This window comes from Flavivirga abyssicola, assembly GCF_030540775.2.
Classification (GTDB): domain Bacteria; phylum Bacteroidota; class Bacteroidia; order Flavobacteriales; family Flavobacteriaceae; genus Flavivirga; species Flavivirga abyssicola.
Window position 1 is genome coordinate 2,082,686 of the sequence record NZ_CP141266.1, and the last position, 14,053, is coordinate 2,096,738.

The window sequence follows — 14,053 nt, forward strand, 5'->3', positions numbered from 1 at the left end:
AACTGTAAATGTACTAAATAAACTATTTAGTTACTACTTGAACGGTTTCTTGAGTTAATTGTTTTAATAACACGGTTTTACCTTCTTCAATCTGATTAATGGCATTTTTATTGTAATGGCGAATCGTGTAAAGAGATACATTTTCGTGGCAAGTTACTTTAAATTTTGCTCTTAAATGGTGTAATAATTTATCAAGATTATTAAAAAGGTTATCTACGCATACAGAAAAGCTAATAGCGGAATTTTGAATCACGTCTACTTTCATTTTATATTGATGTAATAAATTGAAAATATCACTAATGTTTTCTTCGACTATATATGAAAAATCTAAAGAGGATAATGAAATTAAAGCTTGATTTTTCTTTACAATGAAACAAGGGATTATAGGATCTAAACTAACATTTTTACCAATCCTTGTTCCCGGTGCTTCAGGACTTAAAAATGACTTTACATACAATGAAATTTCTTTACCTTGTAGTGGTTGCAATGTTTTAGGATGAATTACCGATGCCCCATAGAAAGCGAGCTCTATAGCTTCTCGATATGATATTTTGTTAAGTAGTTGGGCGTTTTCAAAATAACGGGGATCTGCATTTAAAACCCCTGGAACGTCTTTCCAAATAGTAACGCTTTCAGCATTTAAACAATAACCATAAATGGCGGCTGTGTAATCGCTTCCTTCCCTGCCTAGTGTTGTTGTGAAATTATTAGAATCGCTGCCTAAAAAACCTTGCGTAATATTTAAAACATTTTTATTGAATTTTGAAGTTATTAAATTTTGTGTTTCTTCCCAATTTACATTGGCACGTCTATAATAACTGTCTGTTTTAATTTGAGTTCTAACATCAATCCAATTATTCTTTATGTTAATAGCGTTTAAGTATTCACTTATTATTGTTGTTGAGACCAGTTCTCCAAAACCTATAATTTGATCGTAAACAAAGTTATAATCTGGCGACTTATTAGTTGTTAAAAAAATGTTCAGCTCATCAAAAAGTGTTGCTATTTTTTTAAAAGCGGGATGACTTTCATTCTCAAATAAATCTAATAAAATAGCATTGTGATATTTTTTTACTTCTTGAAGTGAGCTTTGTAATAAGGTTTTGTTTTCAAAATAGTTTTTAATGACAATTTCCAAAGCATTGGTCGTTTTTCCCATAGCGGAAACAACAATTAATGTGTTTTCATAACCCACTTTTTGTAATACAGAAGCTATATTTTTTACACCTGTAGCATCTTTTACCGATGCACCACCAAATTTAAATACTTGCATTTTATAATTTTGATATATAATCTTTAATCCCTTGTTCGTTTAAATGAACAACAAACCAATCACGTTTTACATCTGCTCCCTTTTTTTCATAAAAAGCAATAGCAGGTTCGTTCCAGTCAAGGACTTCCCAATTAATACGCTTCACCCCTAAATCATGTCCGTATTTAATAACTTCATCTAGAAGTGCGGTTCCTAAACCAGAACCTCTCATAGCTTCACTTACTATTAAATCTTCTAAATGCAATACATTTCCTTTCCATGTAGAGTATCTATTGTAAACCAATGCAATGCCTTCTATTGTGTTATTGACTTCGGCCACAAAGCATTCAAATGCAGGAACATCGCCAAATCCATCGGCTTGCAAATCTTCAACAGTAACTTCAACAGCATTAGCCTCTTTTTCAAAAATTGCCAATTCTTTTATTAAATGAAATACCTGGGGCATATCATCTTTTACAGCTTTTCGTATAGAGTAATTCATAGGGTTGTAATAATTGTTTTATTTGTATAGATTTTAATTTTTTAAAAAAGAACAAATATAATGTCTTAATACATTATTGGTGGATAACCAAGTTTTGTTTAAGACATTTCAAATATAGTTTAAAGTTCATTATTTAATACCATTAATCTTTATCGAAAACGTTGTAGTTGATTAAAAAATAATGCATATTTGCACAAACTAAACCATTGATTTTATGTCTCATAAAAAACAAACTCTAGGAGAATTTATTATTGAAAACCAATCATCTTTTAAGTATTCTTCTGGCGAATTATCTAGTCTTATCAATTCCATTAGGTTAGCTGCAAAAGTAGTAAATCATGAAGTTAATAAAGCGGGGCTAGTAGATATTATTGGGGCAGCTGGAGATATGAATGTCCAAGGAGAGGATCAACAAAAGTTGGATGTTTATGCAAATGAAAAATTTATACAAACACTAACCAATAGAAATATTGTTTGTGGAATCGCAAGTGAGGAAGAAGATGATTTCATCTCGATTAATAGTCAAGATGAGAATCACCAAAATAAATATATCGTATTAATAGATCCTTTAGATGGTTCTTCAAATATTGATGTGAATGTGTCTGTAGGAACTATTTTTTCAATTTACAGACGGGTGACTCCAGTTGGAACTCCCGTGACGTTAGAGGATTTTTTACAAAAAGGCCGTGAGCAAGTAGCTGCTGGTTATGTAGTTTATGGGACTTCTACCATGCTGGTTTATACAACAGGAGATGGTGTTAATGGTTTCACATTGAATCCAGCAATAGGTTCATTTTATTTATCACATCCAGATATGCAATTTCCAGAGAATGGAACTATTTATTCTGTTAATGAAGGAAACTATATTCATTTTCCACAAGGCATAAAGAATTATATAAAATATTGCCAGGAAGAAGAAAACGATAGGCCTTATACGTCAAGATATATAGGATCTTTAGTGTCCGATTTTCATCGAAATATGATTAAAGGGGGTGTTTATTTATACCCACAGAGTTCAAAAAACCCTAATGGGAAACTACGTTTGTTATATGAATGTAACCCTATGGCCTTTTTAGCAGAGCAAGCCAATGGAAAAGCAAGTGATGGGTTTGTACGAACTATGGATGTTGAACCTACAGAATTACATCAGCGTGTACCTTTTATTTGTGGGAGTAAAAATATGGTTGAAAAAGCTGAGGAGTTTATGCGTAATGCTAAATAGTTTAAAGTAAATATATATAAAATGCGAACTGAAAAGTTCGCATTTTATAAGTTTCTCAATTATAAGTGGAAAATAATTAGAAATAGCAATTTACTATTTTAAGGTTAAAATCTAAAAGATATCCCAGTGTTTAAAAAGGATACGCCATACCCTGCTTCAATAAATACTGCAATATTCTTAGTGAAATACCAGCGAGCACCAGCAAACCCTGAAACACCAGCTGCACTATTATAGCTGTTAAAACTATTTCCGGAATACGAGTCGGAGACAATATTATAAGACACCATAGCACCTGCGTAAAGATCTAAATTATCAATTTTAAAACCATTATAATGGTACGCACTACGTACACCAATAATAGTATAGTTTAATTTATATGAAGATCTGTTATATTTAAAGCTTTTGTACCCCAAATATCCTCCTAAACTAACAACACCAGGACCAGGGACATCCCAAATACCTCTTTCATAAAAAATTCCATATCCAATACTTTCTGATGCACCCGAATAAACCGAAAGACTACTACCTATTCCTATACCTGCATTAATAACATTAGTGCCCGTATTAAATTCTTGTGCAGAGGTTAAGTGTATTGTAAATAAGGATAAAATAGATAGGCAAATAATTGATTTTTTCATTTTTGATTACTTTTTTTGATTAGTAATAAATTTTAAAGGATCTAATTTAGTCTTCACAAGTTTCTACAAGTAAATTTATTAGTGTTTGAATGCTGCCGTCATCATCCGGACAAGAATTCTTAAGACTTTGTAATTGACTTATTTGTTCAGAACAAGTTAAATCATCTTCATTATTGCTATATCTAGTTAGCTTCTCTAAGCATTCTAAATTATTAAGAGTGTCTATAGCGTCTTTAGTTTCAGAGCAGTTATTAAATGCTATCATCATTAAGACTAAAACGATGATTAATTTTATTGTTTTTTTCATCTTGTATTAATTAAATTAGTTATTGGTTTGCTTGTTTAATCTTTATGGTTTTCTTGTAGTAAGGTTATCAAGAAGGTAAAAACTTTAAAAAAAGTACGAAGTCTTTTTTTGTTTTTATTTCATTGATAATCATAATTGTTATTCCTAATTACTAGCAGAAATAATTAGGAATAACAACCTACACCCTCGAAAGTAGATATCTATTTTTAGTATATTATTATTCGATAAAGGTTAAATTATCTCCATTTTTAGTGAATGTAACCACATCTGCAGTACTGCCATTTTGAGTTGTTCCTTCAAAGTTTCTACTTTGGCCAGAGCCATTAATAGTAATGTAAAAAATGTTTGGAGTACTTGTATTCTCAAAATCGTTTACCTTAACATTATAAGTGCCGTCTGGAGCATCCTCAAGCCAAAAAATATTTTCTGGGCCATAGCCATCAATATCATCTCTATCTAATATTCCTCCTGAGCTAGATTGAGTATTTGTGAAAGATATTATTTCACCATCAGGGTCAGTGACATATAAATCTTGATCTGTATTATTATTCCAGGAAAGACTTATTTGAAGCGCACCGGTTCCTAACCTTAATACATTTACACAAGTATATACAATATTACTTACAAAGCCATTGGTGTCGTAAACACAAAAATTAACACAGAATGTTCCTTCATCAACATTTGTTGGAATTCCTAAAGGTAATTGTGAGTTTCCAGAACTTGCAGAATTTGAATTATATGGAACAGTAAAGTAATTGCCAGCCCCATCAACTTGTACGTAGCAGCCTCCAAGGTTCCCATTAACATTAGAGTATGAAAATGCTAGAGGAGACGTTGAACCATTTGAACTATTTATAGAGCTAACTTGATTTAACACCAAAGGAGCTTCGCTGTTAGCTGAAGGACTTGGAGGGTTTCCTTGATTTGATTGTGTTCCGTCAGGCATTATTAAAACCCGACTAAGAGCGTTTGAGTCTGTAGGGTCAATTAACTCATTTTCAGATGTAGAATCGTCACTGCCACTACAACTAATAATTAATATGGTGAGAATAAATAATAGACATGATTTTTTCATTTCTTGTGATTTAAAGATTAATAATTTTAAGTTAGTTTGCATTATTATAGCTTAGGAGAATTATTAATATTTAACTATTTTTTTATAATTTTAAATGAAGTGTTTCCGTAGTTAGTTTTTAAGTTTAAAATATAGAGTCCACATACGAGGTTATATAGTTCTAAAGTTGACTTATTTTCCAAACTGGAATAGACGGTTTGACCTAAATTGTTATAGATTTTAGTTTTTAGAATTTGAATATTACTCGGTATTTTTAAAGATAAATCGTTCTCAAAAGGGTTAGACAATAATGATATTTCAGATAATAAATTATTATCTACTCCTAATGAGCTATCAATAGTAAATAATGCTGTATCGTATATGGACCAATCTCCGTTTGTATCCTGGACACGAACATAAAATAGATGATCCCCATTTGCCAGACCTGTAGAATCAATATTTAAAGTTTGAGAAGATAGTGATGCATCTCCAAATACAATTGAGGTACCATTACCAATCCCAGGATCACTATCAATAAAATATTCTGCTGCAGAGACTTCGTCAGGAGATAAATCGAAATCTTTTATATAGATAATTTGTCTGTCATATAGACTCCAATCTCCATTACTGTTTTGGGTTCTTAAATAAAAATTATGGAAACCTTCCGATAAACTTGTAGCTGGAATTGAAAATACTTGATTTAATTGACCGGTATTACTATTTACCGATAACGAAGTTCCATTGCCTATACCTGGATCTGTATTGAAAAAATATTCAGCAGATGCAATGATAGACGTATTAAAATTTTTCAAATAAAAACTTTGTTTATCATACAAACTCCAATTACTATCACTATTTAAAGTCCTTATATATAAGGTGTTAAATCCATCGGTTAAACCTGTTGTAGCAATTGAGAATGATTGTACTAATTGACCGGTATTACTATTTACCGATAACGAAGTTCCATTACCTATACCTGGATCTGTATTGAAAAAATACTCAGCAGATGTAATAGTTTGAGCTAAGCAACTAAAGCTTAAAAGTAAAAATACACTTAATAAATATCTTTTCATTTTAGTTGGCATTGGTAGAAATAGTAACACTTAAATTACCCCCAGGAGCAATTCTATCAGTAATATTGGTGATTTTTACTGTTGGAATGCCATTAGTGTATCCATAATTATTAAATGTAAAGGCACTATTGTCATAAATGCCTAGATCTATACCGCCTGTGCCAGACCCAATAGCAGGAGATCCTCCTTGAAGATGATAATCGTCGGTATTTGGATTGAAAACATCATCGGTTGCACTAACAAAGTTTGGGTTCTGATTGTTAAGGTTGTTTGTTCCATTTAAAGCAGTTACATTTCCAGATCCAATATTGTATGTTAAACAGTTTTCAAAGATAATCCCATCAGAATTTGGGTCGTAAGTACTATTTGTATTATAATAAAAGATATTATTTTGTAATGTTATACTACCTGTCTCATCAGCAGCATTATAAACGGGATACCCAGAATATGGGCTTAAAAATACATTGTTTTTAATTGTTATTGATTGGTGATTTTTTAAACCTATATAATAAGTGATAATATTGTTAGATATTATTGTATTTGTATAGTTATTGTTATTTGAATTGCTACTTGTATTACCAATTTCATAAATAATATTTCCTCTAATTATAACATTATCAACTCCACCATTATTAAAAAGTAAACTTCCGTCAATAATATTGTTTTCAATAACTACGCTAGATATTCCTGTATTGCCACTAGTATAAAGATCGTCGGTAATATGTAAACCAGATATGGTTGTATTGGATGCATTTGCTCCTAAAATTAAATCATTGACCATAGTTTCTTTATCTGAGTCACTATGCCCAAAACCAATAATTGTAAGCGGTGTATTTACAGTAACAATACCATAGTTAATTTCTGAAGCATGGACATAAATAACATCACCACTGTTAGCAGCGCTAATGGCACTTTGTAGATCACTATATTCGGCATTACTACCTATAGAGTTATCTACCGTAATTGTTGTTTGTGCACTACATATAAAAGCAAATAACATAGTTGCACTTAAAAGTAATTGTTTTGTTTTCATTTTTTTTGAGATTAATTAATAGCTATTTTAAATTTTAAGAGGTAACACTCAAGATGAATTAGAATGTTACCCCTTAGTGGCACTTACAAAATTTATTGACTACTAATAGTTTTGGTTGATATATTCGTAAATATGCTATTAGTAGAAGTATATTCTGCAGTGATTTTTATAGTAATTTTCGTTTCTTTAAGATTAGCAACAGCTACATCATTTAAATTTTTGAAAGTGTCTTCTTGTGATGGGCTATTTGAATCATTTGATAAACAAGCCAATAAAGCAATTGTCAAAATTGTTAAAAAACAGATTTCCCTCATAATTGTTAATAGTAATTATTATCATAATCTGTAGGTAGGACGAACGAAAGATTTAAAGCAGAAAAACGTTACGTTTTATTTTGTGTCAATATTACAGTTTAAATAGAGTGATTACAATCCGTAAATTCCCGTAATTTTAATAGAATCTGATATTTAAGAAAAAAAACTCCTACTTTAGTAGTGTTATTTTTTTCCAAATGAAGTTGCATAAATTTCTGTTATTTTTCTTTTTATATTTTAACTATTTACATGCTCAAAACGAAAATATCAATGATAAAAGTTATGAGATAAGCCAATTCATTAAAAAAGGAGATAGTTTAAAAAAACTCCCTGATCAAGATGCGGCTTTAAATGTTTATCGAATAGGTTTGGCAATGGCTTTAGATAATAATAGCCATGCACAAGTGGCTATATTATATAAAAAAATAGGAGTTTATTATCATAGAAAACAACAGTATAGTATAGCTGAAATTAATTATAGAAGAGGTTTAAAACGGGATAGTATATCTACTGTTGCAGGTGATTTATATTTTAATATATCACTAATTAAAAAAGCAGTGGGTCAAAATGACAGTATTATGCCCTATTTGGAAACAAGCTTGGGCTTATTTAATAACTATGAAATTAACAAGGGGGCTTGTAATGCTTATTTGAGTGCTGGAATTAATTATAAGGAAAGACAACTTTATGAAAAGGGAATTAAATATTTGATCAAGTCATATAAGGGCTTTCAGATTTTTAATAATAAGAAAAAACTAGCAGATGTTTGCTCGATTATAGGCAATGTGCAAAATCATTTAAAGAACTACAATCAAGCTTTATATTATTATCAGAAAGCGCTTAAGTATCAGAAGGAAACCAATCATATACAAGGTTTAGGTAGGACTTATGTTAATATTGCTAATACTTCTGACAATTTAAAAAAATATGATTCTGCAATTTTCTATTACAAAAGAGGGCTAAAATTTCTTGAATCCAAAAATAAAAGTAAAGCAACTGCCATGTATAATTTGGCAGATACATATTTAACTATTGGAAAAACAAAGTTAGCCGAGAATTATTTTAAAGGGTCAATTAGGCTCAGTAAGACTTTAACAGATACCATATCTTTTTTGTACGGCTATAATGGTATTATTAGTTTGTACTTAAAAGAAGAGGCTTTAAAAAAGGCAGAAATGTATTTGGATAGTTTGAGTCCTTTGGCACAATCAGTTTCAGATAAAGTTGTGACGCTAAATTATTATGAAAATCAATCTGAGTTTTACAATAAGGTTAAGAATTACAAAGGAGCGTACAAATATCAGTTACACTATAACAACCTTTACAAAGAAATTTATAATAAAGAGCAAGCAGAAATTATTCAAAATTTAGAAATACAGTTTGATAATACTAACAAAGAGAATGAGATATTAAAACTTACACTTGCAAATAAAAATAATGAGCTTAGATTGGTTGAAAAGAATAGAGATATAGAGAATAAAAATCGTTTGCTTATAATTTTGGTATTTGTTGTTGTTTCTTTGATGGTTTTATATTATGCCCTACGCCAAAAGCAAAAAAGCATAGCGCAACATCTAAAGATTGAAAAATTAGAAGCCATTTATAATGGACAAGAAATAATAAAGAAACGCATAGCTAGAGATTTACATGACATTATTACAACTAATTTTGATGGACTTCGGCTTAAAATATTAGCGTTAAAACGCTCTAAACATATTAATTCTTCTATAGATATTATTACTAAAGATATAAAGAATGTTAACCAACAAATAAGGGTGGTTTCGCATAGGCTATATCCTCTAGAAATCCAAGTGGGGAAACAAAAATTTACTGATATTATAAAATCTAGACTTTCTGAGTTTCAATTATATGGTAATGTTTATGTGGAACTTGAGGTGCCGTTACCAAAAGAACTCGACACTACTAGTTTGATAATTCAAAATAATTTCTATGGTATTTTACTAGAGGTCCTTAACAATATAGAAAAGCATTCGCATGCCACTAAACTTACCCTAAATAGTTTTATTGAGAATAAGAGGATGCATTTTATATTTTTGGATAATGGCATAGGGATAGAGCAAAATTCGAAAGAAGGAATTGGCATATTGAATATAAAACAACGGTGTGAAATACTTGAAGGCTCTTGTTCCATTAAAAAGGTTGAATCTGGGACAGAAGTCTATGTTAATTTTCCATTAAAAAAGCCATACAATGACTAAAACAGTTGATATATTAATTGTAGACGATTCTCTTATTTTTTCTCAAGCTTTGTCATCTCTATTGAAACAATATCCAAATCAAGTCAATAGTGTGCAAATAGTGCACAATTATCAAGAAGCGCTTAGTATTTTATCTATGAGTAAAATTAATACATTAATATTGGATTTAAATTTTGAGTCTCAAGAATACACTGGGTTTGATATAGCAAAAAAAGTAAAAGAATTTTACCCAGAAATCAAAATTATTATACTAACTCAACAGGCAAAGATAGATAACTATGAAACCTTGTTTAATGATATTAATGTAGATGGTTATTTAGATAAACGTGTAGGGATTGAAGAAGCCTTGGAAGCACTATCCAGTGTTACGAAAGGTGAAAAGTATATTGATAGAAATATTAAAGCCATGCTGGAAATTGGAAAATGGTTAGATATTTCAAAAAGAGAACGGGAAATTGCAGACTTATTATCACAAGGACTTACACAAAAAGAAATAGCTAAACAGCTTTTTATAAGTAATCGTACAGTAGAGAGCCATATAAAAAACTTAACAAAAAAAATAGGTGCAAAAAATACGGCACATTTAGTTACAATTTATACTAAATACATAAACGGAAATAGAGAAGGATATATTTAGTTATTCATTAATCAACCAATTTCAAAGTATATAAATTACACTTTGAAATTGGTTTAAAATAGACTGGTCCTAGTCGTTAGGATCAACTGGAGGGTTTGGATCTTTTTTGTTTGGATCGACTGTAACGACTTCGGTAGAATCATCTGTTTCATCTTGTATTGTACAAGAAAAAAGCACTAGATTTAAAATAAATAGCAATGAGAGTAATTTAATAGCATTTTTCATTTTACTGAGTTTATAAGTTTAACTTTTGTTAAACCTATCTCAGAAAAGCACCAAAAACTATCTAGAATTATTATTTGCTATTATCTAATTATTATTCATTATAAATGGGCTTCTATTAAGGTGATTTTATATGGTTTTTTACTATTCACTTTAGTTCCTTAAAAAAAGAAACTCTTTTAATAACTCCAGTGAAATTTATTTTTGATTGGGAAGATAAGAACAAGGTTTAAATTTTGTTTCTCTTAAAGGTCATTCAATTTTGAGTATAATTATGGGGCTTTTTGTAGACTTATGAGTGTTACAATTTTTTTATAAGTTTATTGAAAGATTCCTTGTAGCAATTTTGTACAACAAAAGTTTCTCCACACCCAATAAGTTTTATTTGTTTTCCCTCTTCAATCGTTTCTATTTCGTTAATATTTATAGCATAGCTACGGTGGATTCTTAAAATGCTTTTTTCTTTTAAAATACTTAAAGTTTTTTTAAAATTTTTGCTTAAAGTGATTTTTGGTGTCGGATTATCTTTGAAAAAAATATGCGTATAGCTGCCATCTGCCTTGATATAATTGACTGATTCAGTGGAATATTTCTTATAAACATAAGTTCCATTTTCTTTAATGAAAAAATAATTCTCACTAAAAGATGTTAAATAATTATCATCGGAGCTAATTATCTTGTCTATTACATCCAGTAGTTGGAATTTATTAAAGGGTTTTGATAGAAAAAAATCTGGAAAAGTTGCATTAGCTCTTATGAATGTTTTTTTATCCTTTAAAGCAGTAATATAGATTACAAAAACATCTTTAATTTTTTTTATTTCTTCAACTGTTTCAACGCCATCAATTTTCCCCTCAAGATCAATGTCAGCTAAGATAATATCAACCATATTTTTTTTTACAAAATCTATGGCTTCTTCTCCCTTGGGAAAAATGCCTGAAATAATATATCCAACATTAACAAGCAAATCTTTTAAGTACAGAACAGTATCATAATCATCTTCTACTATTAATATTTTCACTGCTTCCATTTAATCAATTTTTATTTTTAGATTAAGTTTAGTTGTGTTGTTTTCATTAACAATATGCATCTCTGCTGGAATTTTTTTCGAAAGAGAATGCATTAATGTCATTCCGTCTCCTTTTCCCATAGCAGGTTTGGGATCCCATTTTTTTCCGTTTGTTGAAACATAAATATTTATCACTTTTTTATCATTTAAATTTAGAACAACATCAATGTTATTTTCTTTTCCGACTGAAAATCCATGCTTAAAAGCATTAATAATAAATTCTGAAATGATTTTACCAACCAAAGACGCTTTTTTCGAAGTTATTTTAACCGGTGTTAAGTCAAAATGGCTAGATACTTTATAATCTGGGTATATAAAAATTAAAGTATTAATTAAAATACTACAATAATCATTGAGATCAACATGTGTATGGTAATTACTCTGCTCCAAGAGAGAATGAAGTATTAATTGAGATTCTGTTGAAGCCTCTAATTCTTTTACATGAGAGTTACTTCTATCATTCGTTTTTAATTTTGATATTCCTCTTTTGATAGAAGTAAGATTTTGTTTTGTTCTATGACTGAATTCTTTATATAGTTCTCTTCTGTATTTGGAAGATTGCCATATTAAATACAGTACAATAAGTATAAGAATGGTAATTCCACTAATTAGAGTAATGATAATCCTATTGTTTTTAATTTCCTGTTCTTGTTCCTGAACTTTTTTCTGGGCTTTAGTTTTTTCTTTTAGGTTTTCATCGACTTCAAGTCGAATCCTTGCAAATTCATCAGCTACAGAATTCTCTACCTTTTCTACTTGATCGAGTGTGGAATAAAATTCTTCAATAAAGCTAGCATTGCCTTTTCCAAATTTATTTAGTGTGAGAATACGTAAAGCATTTAATACATCTCTTTGGTTTTGATAATCTCCAGATAATTTTTTTGCCTCCAAAGCATAGTGGAAAGATTTTTCGTGGCTATTGATAAAACGATAATATTCGGATAAGTGTAGAAGGCTAACCATTATTCCTGTCAAATGATTTTTTTGTCTTCGTATAGAAAGAGCTTCTTCCATATCTTCTAAAACATTTTCTGTATCCCCACTCAATAATCTTGTATGAGACATATTATCTAAAACCCTAGCTTTGACTATTGGGTGTTCTTCTAATAATTTTTTATACGGCTGTATGCTGTCAAAATATGTGAAGGCATTATCAAAATCTCCATTGTTTTTATAAGCTACGATGATATTATTTATGGACTCTACAGTTAGAATTGGTTTATCTTTTAATGTTTTAAATAATTCTAGTGCCTTTTTATGATATTTTATGGAGACTGAAAGTTTTTTTAACTCATTATTGATTATTCCCAGGTTATTATATGCAGATCCTACATATAATTTATTATTTGTTTTCGAAAGATATTCTAATGCTTGTCTGGTCACTTCTTCACTTCCTTTATAATCTCGTTTGTTTTTTTGAATAATTGCCATATTCAAAAGCATCTTTCCAGTTTGATAATTATCTTTCAAAAATTTAAAATACTTGGAGCCTTGATAGTAGTGATGGTATGCACTATCTATAATTTGATGTTTTTGATAGAAATATGCTGTAAAATTATGTGTTTGGGCAATATGCAGAGTATCTTTAATGAGCTTTGAAAAATTGAGAGACAGCGGGTAATAGTGTAAGAAGCTATCTTTGGATTTCAAAGGGTATGAGAGCTTTACCAATTGGAATAATGATTTTGCAACAAGGCTATCAATATGATGCTTTTCGGCTAGTTTCTTTGCTCTAATAGAATGATTAAATCTAACGGAGTCATTTAAAGAATGATTGTTAGATTGATTTATAAGCGAATCAATTTTACTTAATAATGTTATATCTTTATTCAACCTAGATTTAGAAGAATTGGTCGTGCAATTAACAACTAGGAGTAAGGTTATAAATAACTTTAAATACCATCGAATCATATAGTTACAAATCTATTTAAAAAATAATACCCTACAAATTAATGCAGGGTATTATTACTTTTTGATGTTGGGTAATATTCTAATTACCCGGATTACCAACAATATCGGCTTGATCTCCAGTAGCTTTAATTTTATTGATAATGGAATCTCGTATTTTTATCTTTCCCTTTTTATCACTAGGATCTCCTGTGATATCGCCTTGATCTCCAGTTGCATAAACATTTGATTTTTGAGGTCCTGATATTATTATATTATCAACACTACATGATGCTAAAAAGCCTAATATATATATAACTATTATTAATTTAACTGCTTTCATTTTTTTCAGTATTTAAAAATTAGGCAAACCAGTTCCTGTTCGAGGATTATTCGAAAGGTTTGCTTGAATTCATTTTTTTGAAATACTGGGAGACTATTTCTGGTCTGGGAGAATTAAAGAAGTCAAAGCAAGGTTTTGTAACTTCCTCCCAGACAGTCACGCTGCCTTGCTTTTTCTTCTAAGTTTTTGAAGCTTCTAAATTAGATCGATCTGTAGTTGTCTAGATTCCTACATTTCAAAAGTACCCCTTATCATAAACTCTTTTGGACAAAGTTTGGACA

The 14,053-nt window shown here is 29.9% G+C and carries 15 protein-coding genes; 3 read left to right on the forward strand and 12 right to left on the reverse strand.

Annotation, left to right across the window (positions count from 1 at the left end):
* Positions 1-22: 22 nt before the first annotated feature.
* Both Q4Q34_RS08825 and Q4Q34_RS08830 read right to left on the reverse strand, forming a co-directional pair.
* Positions 23-1,273 (reverse strand): aspartate kinase, encoded by a 1,251-nt coding sequence (locus Q4Q34_RS08825; RefSeq protein WP_303316896.1) that lies wholly within the window; start codon positions 1,271-1,273, stop codon positions 23-25.
* A 1-nt stretch (position 1,274) separates the two neighbouring features.
* Entirely contained in the window at positions 1,275-1,754 is a 480-nt protein-coding gene (locus Q4Q34_RS08830; RefSeq protein WP_303316897.1) for a GNAT family N-acetyltransferase, read from the reverse strand.
* 214 nt (positions 1,755-1,968) lie between these two features.
* Here Q4Q34_RS08830 and fbp point away from each other — a divergent pair, with 214 nt between their 5' ends.
* A complete protein-coding gene (fbp, locus tag Q4Q34_RS08835) occupies positions 1,969-2,976 on the forward strand; it encodes a class 1 fructose-bisphosphatase (RefSeq protein ID WP_303316898.1) in 1,008 nt (335 codons plus the stop codon).
* Between the two features lie 104 nt (positions 2,977-3,080).
* Here fbp and Q4Q34_RS08840 read toward each other — a convergent pair whose 3' ends face one another.
* From Q4Q34_RS08840 to Q4Q34_RS08865, 6 genes are all read right to left on the reverse strand, one after another.
* Positions 3,081-3,614, reverse strand: a complete 534-nt coding sequence (locus Q4Q34_RS08840) for a hypothetical protein (protein WP_303316899.1) — start codon at positions 3,612-3,614, stop codon at positions 3,081-3,083.
* 46 nt (positions 3,615-3,660) lie between these two features.
* Positions 3,661-3,921, reverse strand: coding sequence for a hypothetical protein (locus Q4Q34_RS08845; RefSeq protein WP_303316900.1), 261 nt, complete (start codon positions 3,919-3,921; stop codon positions 3,661-3,663).
* A 217-nt stretch (positions 3,922-4,138) separates the two neighbouring features.
* Complete coding sequence (locus tag Q4Q34_RS08850) at positions 4,139-4,996, reverse strand: YfaP family protein (RefSeq protein WP_303316901.1); 858 nt, start codon at positions 4,994-4,996, stop codon at positions 4,139-4,141.
* Between the two features lie 74 nt (positions 4,997-5,070).
* On the reverse strand, positions 5,071-6,048 hold the full coding sequence (locus Q4Q34_RS08855) for a T9SS type A sorting domain-containing protein (protein WP_303316902.1): 978 nt from the start codon (positions 6,046-6,048) through the stop codon (positions 5,071-5,073).
* Position 6,049: 1 nt separating this feature from the next.
* Complete coding sequence (locus Q4Q34_RS08860) at positions 6,050-7,081, reverse strand: right-handed parallel beta-helix repeat-containing protein (RefSeq protein WP_303316903.1); 1,032 nt, start codon at positions 7,079-7,081, stop codon at positions 6,050-6,052.
* A 92-nt stretch (positions 7,082-7,173) separates the two neighbouring features.
* Entirely contained in the window at positions 7,174-7,395 is a 222-nt protein-coding gene (locus tag Q4Q34_RS08865) for a hypothetical protein (protein ID WP_303316904.1), read from the reverse strand.
* A gap of 374 nt (positions 7,396-7,769) precedes the next feature.
* On the opposite strand from Q4Q34_RS08865, the gene Q4Q34_RS08870 reads away from it, so the two are divergent.
* Positions 7,770-9,614 (forward strand): tetratricopeptide repeat-containing sensor histidine kinase, encoded by a 1,845-nt coding sequence (locus tag Q4Q34_RS08870; RefSeq protein WP_330444602.1) that lies wholly within the window; start codon positions 7,770-7,772, stop codon positions 9,612-9,614.
* A complete protein-coding gene (locus Q4Q34_RS08875) occupies positions 9,607-10,251 on the forward strand; it encodes a response regulator transcription factor (protein ID WP_303316906.1) in 645 nt (214 codons plus the stop codon). The genes Q4Q34_RS08870 and Q4Q34_RS08875 overlap by 8 nt, the downstream gene beginning before the upstream one ends.
* 69 nt (positions 10,252-10,320) lie before the next feature.
* On the opposite strand, the gene Q4Q34_RS08880 is transcribed toward Q4Q34_RS08875, so the two are convergent.
* From Q4Q34_RS08880 to Q4Q34_RS08895, 4 genes are all read right to left on the reverse strand, one after another.
* Positions 10,321-10,476, reverse strand: a complete 156-nt coding sequence (locus tag Q4Q34_RS08880) for a hypothetical protein (RefSeq protein WP_303316907.1) — start codon at positions 10,474-10,476, stop codon at positions 10,321-10,323.
* 298 nt (positions 10,477-10,774) lie between these two features.
* Positions 10,775-11,503: a response regulator transcription factor gene (locus Q4Q34_RS08885; RefSeq protein ID WP_303316908.1), complete on the reverse strand. Its 729-nt coding sequence runs from the start codon at positions 11,501-11,503 to the stop codon at positions 10,775-10,777.
* The gene (locus Q4Q34_RS08890) at positions 11,504-13,375 is read right to left on the reverse strand and encodes a hypothetical protein (protein ID WP_303316909.1); all 1,872 of its coding nucleotides are present in this window, start codon (positions 13,373-13,375) and stop codon (positions 11,504-11,506) included. It abuts the gene before it with no gap.
* 157 nt (positions 13,376-13,532) lie between these two features.
* Positions 13,533-13,772: a hypothetical protein gene (locus tag Q4Q34_RS08895; RefSeq protein WP_303316910.1), complete on the reverse strand. Its 240-nt coding sequence runs from the start codon at positions 13,770-13,772 to the stop codon at positions 13,533-13,535.
* Positions 13,773-14,053 lie beyond the last annotated feature (281 nt).

What these genes read in the sequence shown, in the direction of transcription:
- Q4Q34_RS08855 (WP_303316902.1), bottom strand. Translation starts at nt 6,048, where the DNA reads ATGAAAAGATATTTATTAAGTGTATTTTTACTTTTAAGCTTTAGTTGC.
- Q4Q34_RS08850 (WP_303316901.1), bottom strand. Translation starts at nt 4,996, where the DNA reads ATGAAAAAATCATGTCTATTATTTATTCTCACCATATTAATTATTAGT.
- Q4Q34_RS08860 (WP_303316903.1), bottom strand. Translation starts at nt 7,081, where the DNA reads ATGAAAACAAAACAATTACTTTTAAGTGCAACTATGTTATTTGCTTTT.
- Q4Q34_RS08880 (WP_303316907.1), bottom strand. Translation starts at nt 10,476, where the DNA reads ATGAAAAATGCTATTAAATTACTCTCATTGCTATTTATTTTAAATCTA.
- Q4Q34_RS08875 (WP_303316906.1), top strand. Translation starts at nt 9,607, where the DNA reads ATGACTAAAACAGTTGATATATTAATTGTAGACGATTCTCTTATTTTT.
- Q4Q34_RS08830 (WP_303316897.1), bottom strand. Translation starts at nt 1,754, where the DNA reads ATGAATTACTCTATACGAAAAGCTGTAAAAGATGATATGCCCCAGGTA.
- Q4Q34_RS08885 (WP_303316908.1), bottom strand. Translation starts at nt 11,503, where the DNA reads ATGGAAGCAGTGAAAATATTAATAGTAGAAGATGATTATGATACTGTT.
- fbp (WP_303316898.1), top strand. Translation starts at nt 1,969, where the DNA reads ATGTCTCATAAAAAACAAACTCTAGGAGAATTTATTATTGAAAACCAA.
- Q4Q34_RS08865 (WP_303316904.1), bottom strand. Translation starts at nt 7,395, where the DNA reads ATGAGGGAAATCTGTTTTTTAACAATTTTGACAATTGCTTTATTGGCT.
- Q4Q34_RS08840 (WP_303316899.1), bottom strand. Translation starts at nt 3,614, where the DNA reads ATGAAAAAATCAATTATTTGCCTATCTATTTTATCCTTATTTACAATA.
- Q4Q34_RS08895 (WP_303316910.1), bottom strand. Translation starts at nt 13,772, where the DNA reads ATGAAAGCAGTTAAATTAATAATAGTTATATATATATTAGGCTTTTTA.
- Q4Q34_RS08870 (WP_330444602.1), top strand. Translation starts at nt 7,770, where the DNA reads ATGGCTTTAGATAATAATAGCCATGCACAAGTGGCTATATTATATAAA.
- Q4Q34_RS08845 (WP_303316900.1), bottom strand. Translation starts at nt 3,921, where the DNA reads ATGAAAAAAACAATAAAATTAATCATCGTTTTAGTCTTAATGATGATA.
- Q4Q34_RS08825 (WP_303316896.1), bottom strand. Translation starts at nt 1,273, where the DNA reads ATGCAAGTATTTAAATTTGGTGGTGCATCGGTAAAAGATGCTACAGGT.